Source organism: Nostoc sp. KVJ3 (assembly GCF_026127265.1).
Lineage (GTDB): Bacteria > Cyanobacteriota > Cyanobacteriia > Cyanobacteriales > Nostocaceae > Nostoc.
This window is the reverse complement of the sequence record NZ_WWFG01000001.1, coordinates 3357517-3375441: the sequence shown is the minus strand read 5'-3', so window position 1 is coordinate 3375441 and position 17925 is coordinate 3357517. Positions and strand designations below refer to the sequence as shown.

Below are 17925 nucleotides of genomic sequence, written 5' to 3'. Positions count from 1 at the left end.
GACTTGATAGAACTCCTAACTCCTAACTATTTAGTACTTGTTGCTTTCGCTCTAATTAACCAATCAGCATCATTAGCACACATTTCCCGGCTAGATGAGTCTCCTAAGCAGTCTAACGCCAATAAGCAAGCATATTTTAAATCCCAAATTGGGGTATTGAGGCAAATTTTGATTTCAGGAATTGCTCGTGAATCACCCAATTCGCCAAGAGCGATCGCACACGCTGCGCGAGATTTCTGAAACTGAGGTTCGCGGTTGTGCAGGTTTTCTATTAATAAATCGTAGGCAGGAGCATATTTCAGCCAACCGAAAAGTTTCATGACATGATAATGAGCGCCATAATCGTTATATGCCTTATCCCCATAAGTTGTTAAGAGTGCTTGAGGTGCTTCTTGGGGATAAATATCTAGTAAAGTTTTTGTCGCTAAATAGCAGCGTCCAAAATCGGTTTCGTAGAGTTCGTTAATGACAAAATCTAATATAGGGGTCGCGTCATACTCATGTACTAAATCTAGATCCTTGGGACGATCGTAAAGTACTTGTTCTAAGTAAGGTTGAATTTCTGTAAAGGTAATTTCACCACTGGGAACACCTGCATCTAAAAGCATCCGCAATCCTCGCAAGCGAAATACTAGAGATACAGGACAACGGGCAATTTCTGGGATGGCTTTGTAGTAACGTGCATCAATCAAATCTTGAATGCAACCACGCCGTGCATTGACGCTAGAACTTTGCAGCAGCGCCATCACTTCACTGATTTGGGAATAGTCACCAGTGAAACGACAAACAGTAGCGATCGCAGCACTACGAGTAGGTTCATCTTCAACTTTAGTAAATTTATTTACACGTTCCAAAGACGACTGATAGTCAGCATTCGCTAAAGTGTGAATAATAACTCGATATATTTGACCTGGTTTATCGAGCAATTGCGCCACTTCTTCGAGAATTTCTGGATCTTTAGTCCCGATTTCTCCAATTGCCCACACAGTATTTTCTACAGTATAAATATCATCATCTTTAAGGCATTGCCGAATTACAGGTAAAGCTGATTCAGCTTGCAATCGCCCTAAACTTTCCACAGCCTTGCGTCGGACAATGCGATGATCTAACTCATCGGGGTTACTGGTTTCAATCGCCCGTACCAAAGCCGCGATCGATTGCTCAGTGGGATAGTTAATTAAATGGGAAACAGCAATATACTTATCAGAAGCGTCTTCGAGTTGTTCTAATGGTGTATCGATAATTGCGATCGCTTGATCTTCTGTTAGCCCAAACATTTTAAAAAAACGTTTATCCATTGATCTATAAAATGGCTCTTGGATAATTGCTCAGAGGTCATATTTACTATCGTACTAGGGATTGGGCATTGGGCATTGGGCATTGGATGACTAAAATAAAATAGTTAAGTCGGAGTTCACGTCAAAATAAAATCTACTTACTGCCTACTGAGCGAGAATTGTAAGTAGAACGGCTACTTTTTATCTACGCAGCCATTTGAGGATGATAAAAAAAGAGTATGAATGATTATTTAGAAGACTACGAATTTAATAACCTCGATTTTTACAGAAAAAATCATGGGTTACAGCTTTATTACAACTGGTCTGGGGAAATTTCGTGGCAAGAAACACCAGATAAGCCAAAAGAAAAATTGTTCTCTATTATTGGGATGAATGCTACCAAAGTATTTCTCAAACCCGATCCTGAACACGGTGAAGTCGGATATCGCATTAATAGAGAATTGGGTTTATTTTGTGACCCAGATACTCAAGAAATTCTCCACTTTTGGAAATCACCAACAGCAAGTCAAGCAGTACCAGTAGTCCACATCGCTAACCGCATTGTCCAAGGGTCAGTCAAACCAAAGAAATTTGTTATACCCAAAGGTAAGGGATATATTACCTCTGTCATGGAAATTCCTTTAGAATATCCACATCCCTTAGCAGGAGATAGTAAATATTTAGATTATTGTCCTGGAGAAAAGTTTAAGGGAGTTGAGTACTTTATATCAAATACTTGCCGCCCCGATGCCACTGATGTCCCTCCTGCTAAGTGGGCGAGAGACTGTCCTTGGTTGCCCTGGATGAAGTTAGGATATGCTCATCCAGCTAAATTAAGATTTGAAACAACAATATTTAGAGTAGATTCTTTTGAGCAGCTTCATCCTAGTTTGGTCAAGCTGGTAAGGGAGAAAGTACCAATTTATGAGTTCACGCCAACAGAAAGTGATGAACCGAATGTAACGAGCATTCAATACTTTAAGAAAAATTTTGAATCTTACTTGCGAGGAGATATTTTTCCGCTAGAAGAAACATCTTAAATTGACACTCCCCGAATTTCTAATTCGGGGATTCTACATTCCACGACTCGCCGTTAAACAGCAGGCTTGCGCCAACTGCCCAAGAGGGCAAATCTCCTGTAGCGTAAATTCCCGTATGCCCTACGGTACTCAGTCCTAGTCTTAAAATGTTGATACTAGCATTTAAATCTCTATCCGCCACATAGCCACAATGGGGACAAACATGGGTTCTGGTACACAGAGATTTTTTCACTTTCTCGCGACAATTGGAACAGTTTTGGCTTGTATTATGGGGAGGCACGGCAACAGTTACTTTCCCATATTTATGCCCAAAATATTCCAACCACAATCGGAAAGTGTACCAACCAGTATCACTGATAGATTTAGCTAGATGTCGGTTACGTACCAACCCTTTCACATTCAAATCTTCATAGGCTACCAAATCATTAGATTGGATGACGGAGTATGCTAATCTCTTGCAATACTCTTTTCGTTGCCTACTTACCCTTAAATGTTTACGGGCATACCTATTTCTAGCTTTGTGGTAGTTGTTAGATTGTCGAACCTTGGCTTTTTTCTTTATGGTGCTGAACTTCTTGGACTTTTTACGATTAGCGCGGTTTAATGCTTTCTCGGATTTGCGGTAAAACTTAGGCGCAGGTTCAACCCAACCTTTGCTATCAGCAATGAAATACTTCAAACCTAAGTCGATACCAACTACTTCGAGAGTGAGCTGTGTTTCAACTTTAATTTGAACATCAATGGCAAATTGGGTATAGTAACCATCAGCACGACGTACTAAACGGACACGCTTAATTTGCTTGATGTCGTAGTAATTAAGGTCGTAGGTTCCCTGTAGCTTCAAAGTTCCAATGCCTTTCTTGTCAGAGAAAGTAATCGCTTTACGATTAGTGGAAAGTTTGAACCCAGTAGTCTTATATTCAACTGAGCGACAATGTTTTTTAAACTTAGGGAACCCCTTTTTACCTTTAACTTTCTTTTTACAGTTGTCGTAAAACCGTGATATCGCCGACCATGCACGTTCAGCAGCAGACTGTCTAGCCATTGAATTAAGTTCATCGGCAAAGGGAAATTCAGCAGCAAGTACAGCGCAATATTTATTAAGATCGTACTTAGTGACATTTTTATTGTCCATCCAATATCTCAAAGATTTATTCTGGATGAACTGACTAGTACGAATAGCATCATCTATTGCACAATATTGCCTGTCTTTCCCTTTGACTTTGAACTCGTAAATTATCATCGGTTCGACCTAACCAACTACATATTTATGCCTATCATGGTTGGCATAAACTAGCAATCAAGGCAAAACAAAACTTCACGGAGTCCTAAAGGACTCAGCCAGCCTTCTCCCAAAGGGAGACGCAAGCGCGAACATCCCTTGCCTGAAGTACGGAATACGGCGCTATGCGCCTGTTCCTCAAGGGTTTTCGGCATATTCCTTATAAGGTTCTTAACCCACGAAGGTGGGTTTTGTCTGTGTAGACGCGGTTTCTAACCGCCTTTTCTGTAGTTGGGTTCAAATTTTGAAGATTTCCATCAAAAAGCTTTACCAGTGGTAACGCAATCTGAGAAGATCGGAATATACACATTTGTCAGCTATTAATTAGTTGCCTCTTGCCAATCGTTCAATTTTATGTATCTGCTAAGTGGCAATCTTTAACGAGTAACCAAATACAAAAGATAGTCGAATATATAAACACGCATTTAGGAAACAAAACTTATGGATGAAACCTCAGAACTCACAACAACCGATAACATAACCCCTCAAGATGTCGCTGAAGTGATTGCAGAACTTGAGCTATATCGGGAACGCCTAATTCAAGAAACCACAGAAACAGCAAAACGGGCTAAGTTGATGAGAGTAAATGTGATGGCAAAACTGGAGCCTGAGCTTTCCAAGATTGATTCTGCCCTCCAGGAACTCCGTAATCAGCAAGCTGCTCTGAGTGTCAGCAATTAGTAATCCATTTAGCTATAAGTCATAATGCTCAACTCCAAAACTCAATCGGGGGAGGATTCGTTAAATCTGTCCCAGGCAGAAACTGATGCAATACTAGCAGCAGTTAATGAGCAATTAGGCTTAAACTCCTTTAACCCTGACGATCAACAGCTACTCAAGCAGATGATTGAGAGTATGGGAGACTCACGGGGGATGGTTAGGTTGAGTTTTGCAGAGGCGTTGGGGAAAATCGGGAAACCAGCAACCCCTTTATTGATGGAAGCTGTAACAAATCACCCAAACCCAGTTGTCCGCAGAGCTAGCGCCAAAACCCTGACACTGATTGCCGATCCGATCGCAATTCCCACCCTGGTTAATGCCCTGTTAAATGATGAAGATACGGTAGTCAAAACCTCGGCGGTGGGGGGCTTGCCAAAATCGGTGAGGCAGCTGTGCCAGCATTGCTGAAAATCTTAGCGTCAACCGAGTATCCAGAAAGTGCTAAAGGACATGCTGTGTGGGCGCTGGGGTTTATTGGGGCAGAGGCGAGGGAGCATTTATATCGAGAGATTAACTCAGACTCGGCTGAGGTTCGGGCGGCGGTGGTAGGTGCGATCGCTAAAATTGCTGAAGAAGGCACTGAGGAAGGAGCATTTCACATCCTCGTCAACGCCCTCACTGATTCATCCCCAATGGTGCGGTGTGAAGCGGCATCTGCTTTGGGTAGTCTAGCTTATCAACCAGCGATTCCGAATCTGGTGGAGTTACTGCATCATCCCGATTGGGAAACTCGAAAAGCAGCGGCTCTGGCATTAATGAAAATTGGCGATCGCACTTCCTTAGAACCTCTGCAAGCCGCACTAACCCAAGAAGAGGAAGCAGGAGTCCAGGCGGTGATCGAGTTGGCGATTTCTCAAATTGAGAGACAGTTAGAAGAAGATGCTTGGTAATAAAGCGATGCGGGTTTACATCTTGACATCTTTCTCTCATTTTGAGAGTATTTAATTAGTAATTAGTTTTTTGGTGATTGATGGATCTGAACAAAGAACCTAAAGACAAATGCATCTAATTGCAATTCGTAACCTCCGCATTGATGCTGCCCAGTACCCCGATGTCAAAAAGCAAACTGACGACTGGTACGCAACCGTTAAGAAGGTGGAATGGCAAAATTTGGAGGACGTTCGTCAGATTTATCGTGATGCTGAAGCAGTTGGAAATTTCACTGTTTTTAACATCAAAGGGAATGATTATCGCCTGATTGTCGGTATTGACTATGAAAACCAAACGGTTTACTACAAATATTTCCTGACTCATGCCGAATATGACAAAGGTAAATGGAAAAATGACCCTTACTTTTGACCAAGTTGCTTATAGTAGTCTGCTAGCTGAAGTTGCTCCCAAGGTAATTGAGACAGAAGAGGAATACGATCGCGCCCTAGCTGTGGCAGAGCGTCTAACGTTTTGCAAGAATCGGACTCCAGAAGAAAAAGCTCTGCATAAGCTGATAGTAATGCTGATTGAAGCGTATGAGAAAGAGTTCTATCTAATGGATGAATCAGCACCGCATGAAATTCTCCAACACATTATGGAAGTTAGTAACACCCGTCAAGCTGACTTGGTGAACATCATCGGGTCGAGTGGCGTGGTATCAGAGATTGTGAATGGTAAGCGGTCAATTAGTAAGTCACAAGCTAAGGCACTCGGAGATTACTTCAAGGTAACACCCAGTCTGTTCATCTAATGTATCCGTCGTACTGGGATTAATGAAGGTAGTTGCATTTAAGAGCGATCGCTCTTTTATCTTTTATATTTAATCACCTGATCTAATCTGGGCAAAGCACTCACTGCTGATTCACGAACATAAGGATCAACAGATTCATCATTTGTCAATGCCGTCAGCAGTTCCACACCTCGGATATCACCCATCGAACCGAATGCATTGACGATCGCCACAGCCACTGCAACATTATCTATTGTTTTCAGAGCTTCAGCCAAAATCTCAAAGGCAGGAGAACCAATCTCACCTAGCGCCATTACTGATGCGATATAAACAACGGCATTTGGGTCATTGAGCGCAGTTTTTAATCCCTCTAAGCCCTCAGCCGGCAAAGGAACATCTGGATGGTTAGCAGCAACCTGTGCCAAAGCCTTAGCACAACTACCCCGAATAGTTGCATTCTCGCTATTTATTAATGACTCTACCAGTGACGGTACAGCATCTACACCAATAGCACCCAGTGCTTTTACCGCAGCTCGACGGTAAGTTACATCCTCTTCATCCAAAATACCCATCAGGCGAGGAATGGTATTTTCATCCCGAACCTCAGCCAGTTCCCACATGGCTCGTTCCCGGAGATTGGGGTTGGGGTGTTTCAACTGTTCAAATAGAGAATCTATTGTCATAAAAGAAAATTTCCCGGTTGAAATCCCCCAAGTTTAATCATGAATTGCGAATTAGTAACAACTGAGGGACTCTTGGTCAATCACTCAACCAGATACAGGCAAAGCAACAGACTGAGAGTCCCTGAGTTTTAGAGGATGACGATCGCTCGTCTACGTCTAGTCAATTCCAATTACTATGAAAGGGAGTTGATTACGTAGTCGAGAAGAGCGCGGAACTCACCTAATGCTTGAGGAGACAAGTCACGAGGAGAACAAGCGCGATCGCGGGTGAAAGTCAAAGCGGTAACGTAAGGAGCAGTAGGCAGACCCAAAGAGCGATAAACTTCACGAGCGCCTGCAATACCCCATTCGTCTAGAGGGCCAGTACCGCCCACAACTAAGCTGTAGTTGATCAAGCGTAGGTAGTGCTTGATGTCGCGGAGGCACTTGTCTTTTTTAACTTGGGTAGCGCCAGCTTCGCCTTCTTGGGTGAGGTAAGGATATTTCTTGAAGGCAGCATCATAAGCTTCCTTAGCTACGTTATCGATACCAGCAGCTAGCTTTTCAGCAGCTTCTAGACGGGCGCTAGCACGTTGAATACTACCTTGAACTGATTCTAGATCGGAGGAGGTTGGGAAACGACCTGCTGCATCAGCAGCTCCGATAACTGTAGTGATAACTGATTTCATTGCTTTTTATACTCCAGATTAGATTTGATCGAGTTTTAATTTCAGTTGGCTTGACTAATAGGCTTACGACATTAGCGATTAGCAATTAGCTCAGAGCAGAAATAACGCGATCGAAGTAGCTAGCAGCTTCAGCAGCTAAAGCAGAGCAGTCGCCTTGAGGAGTATCCAATTTACGGAATCTCTTGCCAGCGTTAGCTTCTGTGTTGGTGTTGGTGATGTGAGCGACGCTAATAGCCTTCAGGATTTGGAAAGCGCGTACAGAAGATCCAGTTGGTACGCCCAAAGCTGTGTAGGTTTCTTTCAGACCGTTCAAAGCGCGATCGTCTAATACAGAAGAATCACCAGCCAATAGTGCATAGGTTACGTAGCGCAGAATGATTTCAGCATCACGTAGACAAGCAGCAGTCCGGCGAGTGGGGTACAAGTTACCACCAGCTTGAAGCAAACCAGTGTTTTCACAAGCAATCCCAGCGATCGCATCAGAAACTGCACAACTAGCATTGCTAGCGATCGCATTAACTGCATCAAGGCGCTTGTTGCCTTCAGCAATGAAAGACTTGAGGGCTGCCAAGTCAGCACCACCGATAGGAGCGGTTTTGGCATCAGCCGTAATTACAGCTCTAGAAAAAGCATCAAGAACCATGAGTTCTCCTTAATATTCACAAATGGCGGATATTATTTCTGGCCTGTTCTCGATCAGAGTTAACTGTGAGTAGCCAAACAAAAACATAGGGGATCAATAGTACCCTAGTCTTTACTATGAGAGACAAAGTAATAATCTGTAATATTTAATTTGGAAATTGGGAATTAGTTATTTATTCTTTCTCCCCCTGCTCCCCCTGCTCCCCCTGCTTCCCCTGCTCCCTCATCTCCTCTCCCTCCCGCCTCTTCACAATGCCCAAAAAATTAATAAGACTTACGCATTTCAATGGAACTTTGCCACTGCGTAAGTCTTAAGGAAAGGATATTCTTTTTTTATTTGATTCAGGCTTGTTTTAGCAGATGCTTAACCAAATTATCTTTTACCATCATCTGCCGTAAAACTTCTAATAAAAACTCCTGAGCTTCTTGTTGACTTAAACTCTTTACCTGGTCTTTTAAGTTTTGTAAGCGAAACTGTTGTTCTAAGGTTAGTTCGACTGGAAAATCCATCATTCACTCCTCTGATTGACTGAATCGAAGGTATCTATTGTTACTGGTAATGTGAAGACGATCGCTTTTCAATGATTATAGCACCGGGATATTAAAATGTCTATATTGTCAAGCTATAAAGAATCAAGCTTGTAAAAGTTTACAATTGCCTAACAACACCTCCATCTCACCCTTTACAGGGAGTTTCTTGAAGCCGATCGCTAATCGCTGTAATGTTTAGAATGTTTGTATATTAATAACTGTAAAAAGAGAAAACGCGTAAAACATCATCCGCAGGAGTCATAAGTAGGAGTCAGAAGATTGATAGACGCAATGGAATTTTTTCAGCTAAGTGCTGGTAAGTGGCGATCGCAACGGGCAACTCATCACCTGGCGTTCAAGCGCTCAGAGACGGGAGAATCGGATATACAAGTAGAAACTCTGGAAGCCAATCATCCAGAAATTATTGAACTGTGCCAGTATCATCAAATTGACCCCAGCCTATCCGTAGGAGGGTCGCGTGTGCGTTGGCTAGGCACAATGGCTTGGGATAGAGAAGGTGAAGATAACCATCAGGGAAAAACTATATTTGCGATCGTGCCTGATGGCGATAACCCCAGGGCTGGCAAATTACTGCGCGAAAGAGGTTACGCCGAAATAGTCCCTGTAGTCGGTCTTTTTCACATGGATGATGAAGATGGACTAGTGTTGACAACCGAATACGAAACCATGAGTTCCATTGAGAGATTCTGGTTTGCCAGCCCAAATATGCGACTGCGAACCAGTACAGTGAAACGCTTTGGTGGTTTCAGCACGGCATCGTTTTGTAGTGAAACCCGGATTGAAGGTTCTGTTGAAGTTTCCAACACAGAACAGTTAATAGAAAGACTTGGGAAGGATGTTCTAGAAAAAAGAGAATTTTATTCAGTTTTGGGCTGGTGAATTATCTTAAGCAGAGCGATGCTTTTACTCGTGGGCAAGATTATCTGCATCAAGTGCAGAGACTTGCCCTAGAGCCAGGGATGGTGGATGTGTTCGATAACCTGCGCGATCGCATCCCTATTTGTACTTGGATTGGCGAGAATATTAATACCGTAAACGCTCAGATCAACGCCTACTTAGAAGTTTGTCATGAGTGTTTTCACGCACAAGAGCGTCGCCACATCCAAATTTTTGCAGTCCCCATAGCTCAATCTTTTGGTATAGATGGGCTGTGTAATATTCTTACAAATCCAATCACTATTTTGGTAGATGTTGGTCGAGTTGCACCTAAAGATTGGTTTGGTGTAGTCGTCCATGAATACGCCCATGCCCATCTAGGAGACTTTGGTCACAATCAGCAGTTTGCTAGCATCCTATCTCACCTATGTTTAGGGCTGGGATTAGAACCACCCTACTGGGAGGAAGGCATGGAAGCAACTTTGCGTAGCTGGCCTTACTGTAAGTCAACCATAGATCCCCTGCAATTTTGGATAGGTCGTTGAGGAGGAAGGTGGCAGGGGGAATAATGAATGCCTATTGCCTATTCCCCATGCCCAATCTTCCATTAATTTCTTTTGCTGAATGTTAAATTTTATTGCTTCAGTTAAAAAAAGTGAAACTCAATCTTCTAATCTGAAGTATGCGAATAAAATTTTTTAGTCATTTACAGTAATTATTAAGCTGGAAGCTGCGCTACCTTTTTTATTGATTAGCTATGCTTGAATCCAGTGTGCTAATCGTTTTTAATACCCAATACTTAAAATCACCCTTAGTTAAGTTTCGTGAAATTTTATCAGAATCTGAGGTTCTGATACAACTACTCCCTTAATATGTGATTTAAAGTTGTTAACTTTAATTAAGAACATGGAGGCTTTAGAATGGCAATTCCTCTGTTAGAATATGAACCTTCAAGTCAAAACCAGCGTGTCGCTGGATATGAAGTACCGGGTGATGAACAGCCCAGGATTTTTACTACAGACAATATCCTGTCTCCATCAGATTTAGGCGATCTGATTGAAGCAGCATATCGTCAACTTTTCTTTTATGCTTTTGCAGCCGATCGCGAAACATATTTAGAGTCTCAACTCCGTAATGGACAAATTACAGTACGAGACTTTGTTCGTGGATTGGTGCTTTCCAATACCTTTAAGAGAAGCTTCTACGACCTCAACAATAATTATCGCTTTGTTGAGCAAGTAATTCAGCGCGTTCTAGGACGCGACCCATACAACGAGCGGGAAAAAATCGCTTGGTCAATTGTGGTTGCTACCAAGGGTATTGTCGGCTTTGTTGATGAAGTTCTCAACACTGAAGAGTACCTGAGCAACTTTGGATATTCCACAGTGCCTTATCAGCGCCGTCGGATACTGCCATCTCAATCTGCGGGTGAGTTGCCATTTAACATCAAATCTCCGCGATACGAAGATTACCACCGTGCTAAACTGGGTTTCCCCCAAATCATTTGGCAGGTCGAAGTACGCAGATTCCTTCCACAAGAGCAAAAGCCCAAGGCTGGCGATCCGGCTCTATTTTTGTCTATGGCACAAAGTGTCAACGCAACTGGCAATACGCCACAAAGAATCTCGTCATTCAACATCGATATCGAAAAGTCTGTACCTTATCGCCAGTTAGCTGGAATTAAGTAACAATTTTTGGTCGGCGGTTGGCTAGTACATCGTTTTGATAATTTTATAGCGTGCATAAGTCTTGGGTTATGTAGGAGTTTCATTTAGGTATAACTAGTGAAACAGACTCTATCCCATTTCTAATGCACGCTAGTTGTTAATGGGCATTGTGAATTGGATGAGCTTAAAATGTAGTTCGTCTTTTTAACATCTCCAAAAGTTTTGTAAAGTGGGCGGGAGGAGTGGCTGTCACCTCAATGAACTCGCCAGATAAGGGATGCTGCAATTTGAGTCGCCAAGCGTGGAGTGCTTGACCGGGAAGATTTACCCCCACTGAATGACCAGAACTATAAACTGGGTCGCCGACAATAGGATGACCCATTTTCGCACTGTGGACGCGGATTTGATGGGTGCGTCCAGTTTCTAGTTGGAAGCGGATTAAGGTGAAATTACCGAGGCGTTCTAGTACTTGCCAATGAGTGACGGCAGATCGTCCACCTTGTTCAATAGGCATAATAGCCATTTTTTTGCGGTCTTGTGGATGGCGACCAATGGGTAAGTCAATTTTGCCACTTTCAACTTTTGGCGCACCGTAAACCACACCTAAGTATTCTCGCCGTGCGGTTTTAGCTTTGAGTTGGGCTTGTAGGTGATGATGGGCAACTTCCGTTTTTGCGATCGCGATCGCACCTGTAGTATCCTTATCCAATCGATGGACGATTCCCGGACGTTGGACTCCGCCAATTCCTGGTAAATTGGGACAGTGAGCCAACAAAGCATTTACCAACGTGCCATCTGGATGACCGGGTGCGGGATGGACAACTAAACCTGCGGGTTTGTTGAGAATAAGTAACTGGTCATCTTCGTAGAGGATATCTAAAGGGATATCTTCTGCTAGGAGTTTTAGGGGTTGCGCTTCTGGTATTTCCAGAATGATGCGATCGCCTAGCTTGACATTGATCTTCTTAGATGTGCAAACTTGATCGTTAAGTTGGACATTACCCTGTTCGATTAACTGTTGGATGCGCGAACGGGATAAATCTGGTAATTCTTGGGAAAGATAACGGTCGAGGCGATCGCCTTTAGTGTTGACACAGTGTATCGTATTACTGGAGGGAAGTAGGCTAGGCGCTGCATCCTCCAGTGGAGTTGATAAGCGTTTGCCCTTGGCGTTGGCGTTCGCGTAGCGTGTCGCAGACAAGCCATCGCTATTTTCTTCGATTTGTAAATTTAATTCGGTCACAATTGCTCTAGATTAATTCCCCTTCTTTAAGTAAAGCGCGGAATGCTTTTAGTTGGGCTTCGGAATTGGCTATCCTGGGGATGCGATCGCCTTAATTCTCTCAAAATTTGCCACCACTCAATCTCGATACTCATCTCTTAGCTGCAAATACAACAACAACGCCACTTGTTCAACATACTTACCCACATCAAACCCTTGTACTTCCATCTCTCTTCCTCTGCGTCCTCTGCGCCTCTGCGGTTCGTTATTCTAAATTTCTAACTTCTTGCGGTAACTCAAATAAACCATCTCCCCCAGCTTCAAAATCAATCACCTGATACACAGCATCAATATTTAACTCACCATAAATATGAGGAAATAATTCGCCAATTTCCGCCTCTTCATAACGAATTTCAGCTTGGACTTTCTCAGAATCAATAAACAATAGTACCAATTCTTTTTGATTATCAAAAAATCTCTTTGCAACTTTGAGTATTTGCGTTGACTTTGAACAATGTATAAAACCTTCACTCTCTAGCGAATCAGCGCGATAGCTACCGAGTATTTTCGCGTCTTCCCATTGTTGGCGTTTGGTGATGTGGAGGATGGTGTTCATATTGCTTGTATCATTTTACGAATATCATCTAAAGGTGATTCAGGTTCGTTAGGATTATCAGGATAAAATTCTAATACTACAGTAATCTTCATGTTGGCACCTTCCCTCTGAGCTAATGGAGAAATAATTTCTGTAGAGACTTTTATTCTGAGTTTACCTACTTGCCAGCCTGTAGACCCAACTCTGAAAACTTGACAGTTGATACCTTCGCTACAAGATTGCCATGTGATATCTTCAACTTTAAAATTGACTTCGTTTATACACAGCTTATTAAAAAGTCCTGAAACAGAGAAATCAGCATGATGTTCCGTTAATCTTGTACAAAATTTCTGTCTAAAATTTTCAGATATCAATTCTTTGAATCTGCTAACGATATACGTATCTTTATTAAATAACAAAACATCAGCATCAAAGTCTAATAGTTGGCATATCTTGTTCATGTTAATTCTAGTAGTCAATGTAAATTAGGTAATGTCCAGATAAGAGTTGAAAGTAAGTAACTATTTTAATAGGCGACTTTTAATATTGATGTAGTAAAAACACTGATATTAAAATCGTAAAATAAACATTGTTATTTAAAATATCACCCAGAGATACAGAGTTATTCTCAGCTTCTCTTGGTGAGATTATCATTTTATAAACTAGGCGGAATACAAACATCTGGCGCACATAACCCAAGAAACTCTACCATCGTCACCTCAAGAGTATTCAAATCTACGCGGCGGACGGCATGATTATTGGTATCGGCAATATATAAAAAAGAAGCGATCGCACTTAATCCCGAAGGTTCAAAAAATCGGCTATTCTTGCCTTGACCATTTTGCAAACCAGCAGTCCCATCTCCTAAGACTGTTTGACAATTGCCACTAGGACTAACTAATTTAATTTTGTGATTATAGGTATCTGCCACCCACAGAAAATTATCAGCATATTCTACTCCTAAACAATGTTGTAAACGGACATCTTCACCTTGTCCATCTACATCGCCAAAACCAAATAAACCCCCACTACCGCAAACAGTTCGCACTTGGTACGGTTCGACAATTCCCACACCGCGAATTGAACTAACTTCACTGTCAGCAATATATAATTCTTGCCCATTATTAGTAATACCGCTAGGTTGAGCAAAAGCAGATTCACCAAGCGAACCATCAATACACGCTTCTGCACCAATACCAGCATAAGTTTTAATGATGCCAGTTTCTAAATCCATTTGCCAAATTTGATGTAGCCCAGCCATTGCAATAAATAGGGTATTTCCCACTTTCACTAAATCCCAAGGGGAATTCAGCGCAGTTTCTAAACCAGCACCGCCATGAGGATGGATATTGTGGCTTTGTTCACCAGTTCCTGCGATCGCTTCCACAACTTGACGCTTTAAATCAACTCGCCGTAGGGTATGATTTTCTGTATCAGCAACATAAAGAATCTGATTTTCGGCATCATAAGCCATTCCCTGCGGTGCAAAAAATTGCGCTTCGTTAAAAGCACCATCGGTTAAGCCGGATTTTCCAGTACCAATTAAATGTAGAATTTCTCCATTGAAGTTGCTCACAATCAAGCGATGATGTCCAGAGTCAGCGATGAACAAACCCACTGGAGTAGCTAGAACTTTACCAGGAAAAGCTAAGGGTGTAATTAATGGTTGGCGCTGTTTTTCTAATGTCAAGCTAAGTTCTTGAAAATTAATCGTGCCTTTATCCTGATGTTGCTGAATTAACTTTTGAATCAACTCGTCTAAAGTGTCACGGTTTCCTTCACCAGAAATCTGGCCAATCACGTAACCTTCTGGATCAATAATTATTAAAGTAGGCCAAGCACGTACAGCATATTCATCCCAAAGTCGAAAATTGCTGTCAACTACAACTGGGTGTTCAATGTCGTAACGCAGGATAGCTTGGCGAATATTTTCTGTTTCTTTTTCGTTGTCAAATTTGGCAGAATGAACCCCGATAACGGTAAGGCTATCTTTATATTTATGTTCTAGATATTTCAACTTTGGCAGAATATGCAGACAATTTATACAACAGTATGTCCAAAAATCTAAGATTACGACTCTACCCTTGAGTTCTTTCAGAGACAAGGGTTTATCGGTATTAAGCCAAGAGTAATTTTGCGATAATTCTGGGGATCTGACACGGGGAAGCATAAAGAAATGGCACTAAGAAAAGCATTAATATCTAATCTGGGAAGACGAGAGGAGTAAATAAGACCATTTAATATCTTAGTGCCATTCGGATTAGGGTTGAGATAATCCTCATCTATCTCTGAAAATCTAGCGGCAACATTATTATCTGCTGCCGTTTTAAGCGGCTTTGTCAGGGTTCTCTCCGTCAAGCAACGCGGTAAAACTGTGTCAAATCACTTGCCTACAGACAGAGCCTGGATTTGGGGTGAAGACCTCGAAGCGAGCTGCATCTTTTTAGCGATCGGTGCCCGTTCCTCATGGTAGCGGCGCAGTGCGTCGGGAACGTTCGTCATTCCTTCCCCGCTCAATGCCCTAGCCAAAGCATCGGCATCCTGAATTGCCTGGTTCGCACCCTGACCGGCGCGTGGTGCCATCGGGTGAGCCGCGTCACCCAGCAGGGTGATGTGTGCGGTACTCCAGGTGTCGATGGGTTCGCGTTCGTAGACCGGGTTTGCCCTAACCGGAACCGTCCCAGCTTCGATCAGCTTGATAATGGCAGGATCAAAGCCTTTGAAGAAATCGAGTAGTTCCGACGTTGGCACTTCACTCGTCCAGAGATCCTTCGGCGGGGTGTCCTGCACCATGATGGTGTCCATAGCGACCTCATCCCCTCCACGTAGAGGTAGCAGTGTCAGCATCTTGGGAGTTTGACCCCACAGGTACATCCGATCGTTTGGCATCCCTTCAGGCATCGCGGAACTAGGCGCAAGTCCACGGAGGACGACCAACTTCGAGAAGATCATCTCATCATGATGAATGAATTTGCGAACCACAGACTTGATGCCGTCCGCTCCGATTACGACCTTGGCGCGAACCTGCTGCCCGTCTACAAACCTCACGACACCGCGATCGCCATCTTCAAAAGCCTCGACGCTTTCCATACCGAGATGGATGTGCTGCTGATCTACACCGCCCAGCAGCAGGGCATGGACATCGGCGCGATGCACGGAGTAAGCGTTGCCTTCGCCGGTCATGTCGGCAGGGGTCGTACCGATCGGTTTGCCCTCGCTGTCACGCAATTCGATCACCTTAGTCTGCACAGCCTCGGCATAGAAGCGATCGCTGACACCCCATGCCTCCAACAGCCGCACACTGGGTTCGCGGATGATAACCGCGCCGCCAACTTCTCTAAGGACTTTGGTTCGTTCGTACACGTGGGCTTCGATGCCAGCGTGACGCAATGCTACGGCGGTAGCTAGCCCGCCAATACCGGCTCCAACGATCGCAACATCCACATCTAGGGGGACGGTAGCTACTGTATTGATATTATTTGTCATTTTTGATAATTTCCTGAATTCATTTGTATTTTGAGTTGCTGCTATTTGAAAAAAGAATGCGACAGATACACACCCTCAAATCCTTGTGATATCTGGCTTTATTAATTTTGAATTGGTATGAGTACCTTGGCGAACTGTGGAAACAGAGCCTCGGCATTGCTATGATTAATCGCTGAACGTAGCTGATTGTCCAGGGGGTAGGTATCAAGTCCATCTGTAAAGTGACTTACAGCTTGCACAGGAGCAAAGGGCGAGTCACTGCCGTAAAGAATGTGGCTAGGGTCAGCGAACGCTAGCAAACTGGGCAATGCAGTCGGACTGGAAGACAAGGCGGTGTCGAAGTAAAAGCGGCGGAGGTTTTCCAGTCCAGTTTCGAGGTTGCCGTCGGGGGAACATACTGGAGCCATGCGATGGGCGGCGTAAGGGATGAATCCCCCAGCATGGGACAGAATCACTTTCAGATTGGTGTAGCGGGTCATTGTCCCAGACACGATGAGATTAATCGCAGCGCGGGTGGTATCAAGTAAGAAATCGGCGGCGAAGGACGGTACACCTTGTACACTTGGCCCTGGTAGCTCCGAGGGATGGACAAAGACTACAGCATGGCGGCGGTTCAACTCCTGCATAAGTGGGTCAAAGTCCTTCTCTCCCAAGTAGCGACCGTGGGTATTTGCAAGCAGAACTACTCCAGCCGCGTGCAATTCTTCCATTGCATAGACTGCTTCGGCGATCGCACCATCGACATCAGGTAAGGTTAGGGTGGCAAAGAATCCAAATCGATGGGGATGATTGCTAACTACCTGAGCCGCAAACTCATTCACTTCACGAGCCTTGACCCGCGCCTCCGCATCATTGCCCAAATGCACACCAGGAGTAGAAACTGAGAGGATTCCAGTGGCAATGCCATGCTCATCCATCATGTTGATTGCATCTTCTACACTCCATTTCGGCAGAAAACCTCCTCCAGGCTTGATGCCGTGCTGAGTCAGCCAGTTTGCGTAATCAGGAGGAACGATATGTTGGTGAACATCAATCCGGGCAGGATTAGACATGGTTTTTCCTTATCAAAAATATTGAGTTGGTAGTTTGAAAGTGTTTTAATTTGGCAGATTTCTATTAGAGGTAAGAAGCGTATTATGTGGAAGACGGACATAACCAGCGATCGCTAAGAGAACGATCAATACAAATGCTGGGATACTTTGCGGAGCTTCCCCTGATTTGAAATGTAAAAACACACAACCAGCCATCAAAACACCCAGTTCTGCTGCTCCTAGCGTTGTGGTGCGGGGAACGATCAAAAGTCCTGCGCCAGCAATTTCAGCCACGCCAACAAACAGACGAAACCAACTAGGTAATCCAAACTTGGTAAATTCGGCTACGAGTTGTTCAGCACCCGTAAGCTTTAAAGTCCCGACGAATAGGAAAAGTGCTGCCAAGATTGTTGTAAAACTCCACAATGCAATCTTCTTAGCTTTGTTAAGCTTTGTCATAAAAGCAACCTCAAATTATGCAATTGCATTGTCATGCTTGGTTTTGATATAGGCGATCGCTTACA

The 17925-nt window shown here is 43.5% G+C and carries 22 protein-coding genes and 1 pseudogene; 9 read left to right on the top strand and 14 right to left on the bottom strand.

Features of this window, described 5'->3' with window-relative positions:
* Positions 1-26: 26 nt before the first annotated feature.
* Positions 27-1298: a HEAT repeat domain-containing protein gene (locus GTQ43_RS13340; protein ID WP_265273083.1), complete on the bottom strand. Its 1272-nt coding sequence runs from the start codon at positions 1296-1298 to the stop codon at positions 27-29.
* Between the two features lie 218 nt (positions 1299-1516).
* Between GTQ43_RS13340 and GTQ43_RS13335 the strand changes: the two genes are divergently transcribed.
* The gene (locus GTQ43_RS13335) at positions 1517-2317 is read left to right on the top strand and encodes a DUF1838 domain-containing protein (protein ID WP_265273082.1); all 801 of its coding nucleotides are present in this window, start codon (positions 1517-1519) and stop codon (positions 2315-2317) included.
* A 19-nt stretch (positions 2318-2336) separates the two neighbouring features.
* Here the strand turns inward: GTQ43_RS13335 and GTQ43_RS13330 are convergent, their stop codons facing one another.
* The gene (locus tag GTQ43_RS13330; RefSeq protein ID WP_265273081.1) at positions 2337-3560 is read right to left on the bottom strand and encodes an RNA-guided endonuclease InsQ/TnpB family protein; all 1224 of its coding nucleotides are present in this window, start codon (positions 3558-3560) and stop codon (positions 2337-2339) included.
* Between the two features lie 480 nt (positions 3561-4040).
* Here GTQ43_RS13330 and GTQ43_RS13325 point away from each other — a divergent pair, with 480 nt between their 5' ends.
* The 5 genes from GTQ43_RS13325 to GTQ43_RS13305 all read left to right on the top strand — a co-directional run bounded on the left by GTQ43_RS13325 (position 4041) and on the right by GTQ43_RS13305 (position 6000).
* Entirely contained in the window at positions 4041-4280 is a 240-nt protein-coding gene (locus GTQ43_RS13325; RefSeq protein ID WP_265273080.1) for a hypothetical protein, read from the top strand.
* Between the two features lie 24 nt (positions 4281-4304).
* On the top strand, positions 4305-4727 hold the full coding sequence (locus GTQ43_RS13320) for a HEAT repeat domain-containing protein (RefSeq protein WP_265273079.1): 423 nt from the start codon (positions 4305-4307) through the stop codon (positions 4725-4727).
* Entirely contained in the window at positions 4712-5209 is a 498-nt protein-coding gene (locus tag GTQ43_RS13315) for a HEAT repeat domain-containing protein (RefSeq protein WP_265273078.1), read from the top strand. Before GTQ43_RS13320 ends, GTQ43_RS13315 begins: the two co-directional genes overlap by 16 nt.
* Before the next feature lie 109 nt (positions 5210-5318).
* Positions 5319-5618 (top strand): type II toxin-antitoxin system HigB family toxin, encoded by a 300-nt coding sequence (locus tag GTQ43_RS13310; protein WP_265273077.1) that lies wholly within the window; start codon positions 5319-5321, stop codon positions 5616-5618.
* A complete protein-coding gene (locus tag GTQ43_RS13305; protein ID WP_265273076.1) occupies positions 5602-6000 on the top strand; it encodes a helix-turn-helix domain-containing protein in 399 nt (132 codons plus the stop codon). The genes GTQ43_RS13310 and GTQ43_RS13305 overlap by 17 nt, the downstream gene beginning before the upstream one ends.
* A gap of 56 nt (positions 6001-6056) precedes the next feature.
* Here the strand turns inward: GTQ43_RS13305 and GTQ43_RS13300 are convergent, their stop codons facing one another.
* The 4 genes from GTQ43_RS13300 to GTQ43_RS13285 form a co-directional block, all read right to left on the bottom strand.
* Positions 6057-6662, bottom strand: coding sequence for a HEAT repeat domain-containing protein (locus GTQ43_RS13300; protein WP_265273075.1), 606 nt, complete (start codon positions 6660-6662; stop codon positions 6057-6059).
* Positions 6663-6835: 173 nt separating this feature from the next.
* Positions 6836-7330 carry a bleomycin hydrolase gene (locus GTQ43_RS13295; protein WP_265273074.1) on the bottom strand — a complete coding sequence of 165 codons (495 nt, stop codon included), beginning with the start codon at positions 7328-7330 and terminating at the stop codon, positions 6836-6838.
* A gap of 85 nt (positions 7331-7415) precedes the next feature.
* Positions 7416-7973: a bleomycin hydrolase gene (locus GTQ43_RS13290; RefSeq protein WP_265273073.1), complete on the bottom strand. Its 558-nt coding sequence runs from the start codon at positions 7971-7973 to the stop codon at positions 7416-7418.
* Positions 7974-8314: 341 nt separating this feature from the next.
* Complete coding sequence (locus GTQ43_RS13285) at positions 8315-8485, bottom strand: NblA/ycf18 family protein (RefSeq protein WP_012410163.1); 171 nt, start codon at positions 8483-8485, stop codon at positions 8315-8317.
* Between the two features lie 300 nt (positions 8486-8785).
* Between GTQ43_RS13285 and GTQ43_RS13280 the strand changes: the two genes are divergently transcribed.
* The 3 genes from GTQ43_RS13280 to GTQ43_RS13270 all read left to right on the top strand — a co-directional run bounded on the left by GTQ43_RS13280 (position 8786) and on the right by GTQ43_RS13270 (position 11088).
* Positions 8786-9403: a phycobiliprotein lyase gene (locus tag GTQ43_RS13280; RefSeq protein ID WP_265273755.1), complete on the top strand. Its 618-nt coding sequence runs from the start codon at positions 8786-8788 to the stop codon at positions 9401-9403.
* On the top strand, positions 9400-9945 hold the full coding sequence (locus GTQ43_RS13275; RefSeq protein WP_265273072.1) for a hypothetical protein: 546 nt from the start codon (positions 9400-9402) through the stop codon (positions 9943-9945). The genes GTQ43_RS13280 and GTQ43_RS13275 overlap by 4 nt, the downstream gene beginning before the upstream one ends.
* Before the next feature lie 375 nt (positions 9946-10320).
* Entirely contained in the window at positions 10321-11088 is a 768-nt protein-coding gene (locus GTQ43_RS13270) for a phycobilisome rod-core linker polypeptide (protein ID WP_265273071.1), read from the top strand.
* 163 nt (positions 11089-11251) lie between these two features.
* Here GTQ43_RS13270 and GTQ43_RS13265 read toward each other — a convergent pair whose 3' ends face one another.
* From GTQ43_RS13265 to GTQ43_RS13230, 8 genes and pseudogenes are all read right to left on the bottom strand, one after another.
* Positions 11252-12169 (bottom strand): RluA family pseudouridine synthase, encoded by a 918-nt coding sequence (locus GTQ43_RS13265; protein ID WP_265273754.1) that lies wholly within the window; start codon positions 12167-12169, stop codon positions 11252-11254.
* A 261-nt stretch (positions 12170-12430) separates the two neighbouring features.
* Positions 12431-12517, bottom strand: a pseudogene (locus GTQ43_RS13260) (DUF4089 domain-containing protein); the annotation flags it as partial.
* A gap of 37 nt (positions 12518-12554) precedes the next feature.
* The gene (locus tag GTQ43_RS13255) at positions 12555-12905 is read right to left on the bottom strand and encodes a DUF952 domain-containing protein (protein WP_265273070.1); all 351 of its coding nucleotides are present in this window, start codon (positions 12903-12905) and stop codon (positions 12555-12557) included.
* A complete protein-coding gene (locus GTQ43_RS13250; protein ID WP_265273068.1) occupies positions 12902-13345 on the bottom strand; it encodes a KGK domain-containing protein in 444 nt (147 codons plus the stop codon). Before GTQ43_RS13250 ends, GTQ43_RS13255 begins: the two co-directional genes overlap by 4 nt.
* 194 nt (positions 13346-13539) lie before the next feature.
* Positions 13540-15054, bottom strand: coding sequence for a thioredoxin-like domain-containing protein (locus GTQ43_RS13245; protein ID WP_265273066.1), 1515 nt, complete (start codon positions 15052-15054; stop codon positions 13540-13542).
* Positions 15055-15266: 212 nt separating this feature from the next.
* The gene (locus tag GTQ43_RS13240; protein ID WP_265273065.1) at positions 15267-16370 is read right to left on the bottom strand and encodes an FAD-dependent oxidoreductase; all 1104 of its coding nucleotides are present in this window, start codon (positions 16368-16370) and stop codon (positions 15267-15269) included.
* A gap of 101 nt (positions 16371-16471) precedes the next feature.
* Positions 16472-17422 (bottom strand): amidohydrolase family protein, encoded by a 951-nt coding sequence (locus tag GTQ43_RS13235; protein WP_265273064.1) that lies wholly within the window; start codon positions 17420-17422, stop codon positions 16472-16474.
* A 45-nt stretch (positions 17423-17467) separates the two neighbouring features.
* Complete coding sequence (locus GTQ43_RS13230) at positions 17468-17860, bottom strand: DoxX family protein (protein WP_265273063.1); 393 nt, start codon at positions 17858-17860, stop codon at positions 17468-17470.
* Between the last annotated feature and the right edge of the window lie 65 nt (positions 17861-17925).

Bases quoted from the DNA above. Each gene is read 5' to 3' on its own strand.
- GTQ43_RS13340 (WP_265273083.1), bottom strand. From the start codon at position 1,298: ATGGATAAACGTTTTTTTAAAATGTTTGGGCTAACAGAAGATCAAGCG.
- GTQ43_RS13335 (WP_265273082.1), top strand. From the start codon at position 1,517: ATGAATGATTATTTAGAAGACTACGAATTTAATAACCTCGATTTTTAC.
- GTQ43_RS13330 (WP_265273081.1), bottom strand. From the start codon at position 3,560: ATGATAATTTACGAGTTCAAAGTCAAAGGGAAAGACAGGCAATATTGT.
- GTQ43_RS13325 (WP_265273080.1), top strand. From the start codon at position 4,041: ATGGATGAAACCTCAGAACTCACAACAACCGATAACATAACCCCTCAA.
- GTQ43_RS13320 (WP_265273079.1), top strand. From the start codon at position 4,305: ATGCTCAACTCCAAAACTCAATCGGGGGAGGATTCGTTAAATCTGTCC.
- GTQ43_RS13310 (WP_265273077.1), top strand. From the start codon at position 5,319: ATGCATCTAATTGCAATTCGTAACCTCCGCATTGATGCTGCCCAGTAC.
- GTQ43_RS13305 (WP_265273076.1), top strand. From the start codon at position 5,602: ATGACCCTTACTTTTGACCAAGTTGCTTATAGTAGTCTGCTAGCTGAA.
- GTQ43_RS13300 (WP_265273075.1), bottom strand. From the start codon at position 6,662: ATGACAATAGATTCTCTATTTGAACAGTTGAAACACCCCAACCCCAAT.
- GTQ43_RS13295 (WP_265273074.1), bottom strand. From the start codon at position 7,330: ATGAAATCAGTTATCACTACAGTTATCGGAGCTGCTGATGCAGCAGGT.
- GTQ43_RS13290 (WP_265273073.1), bottom strand. From the start codon at position 7,973: ATGGTTCTTGATGCTTTTTCTAGAGCTGTAATTACGGCTGATGCCAAA.
- GTQ43_RS13285 (WP_012410163.1), bottom strand. From the start codon at position 8,485: ATGATGGATTTTCCAGTCGAACTAACCTTAGAACAACAGTTTCGCTTA.
- GTQ43_RS13270 (WP_265273071.1), top strand. From the start codon at position 10,321: ATGGCAATTCCTCTGTTAGAATATGAACCTTCAAGTCAAAACCAGCGT.
- GTQ43_RS13255 (WP_265273070.1), bottom strand. From the start codon at position 12,905: ATGAACACCATCCTCCACATCACCAAACGCCAACAATGGGAAGACGCG.
- GTQ43_RS13250 (WP_265273068.1), bottom strand. From the start codon at position 13,345: ATGAACAAGATATGCCAACTATTAGACTTTGATGCTGATGTTTTGTTA.
- GTQ43_RS13245 (WP_265273066.1), bottom strand. From the start codon at position 15,054: ATGCTTCCCCGTGTCAGATCCCCAGAATTATCGCAAAATTACTCTTGG.
- GTQ43_RS13240 (WP_265273065.1), bottom strand. From the start codon at position 16,370: ATGACAAATAATATCAATACAGTAGCTACCGTCCCCCTAGATGTGGAT.
- GTQ43_RS13235 (WP_265273064.1), bottom strand. From the start codon at position 17,422: ATGTCTAATCCTGCCCGGATTGATGTTCACCAACATATCGTTCCTCCT.
- GTQ43_RS13230 (WP_265273063.1), bottom strand. From the start codon at position 17,860: ATGACAAAGCTTAACAAAGCTAAGAAGATTGCATTGTGGAGTTTTACA.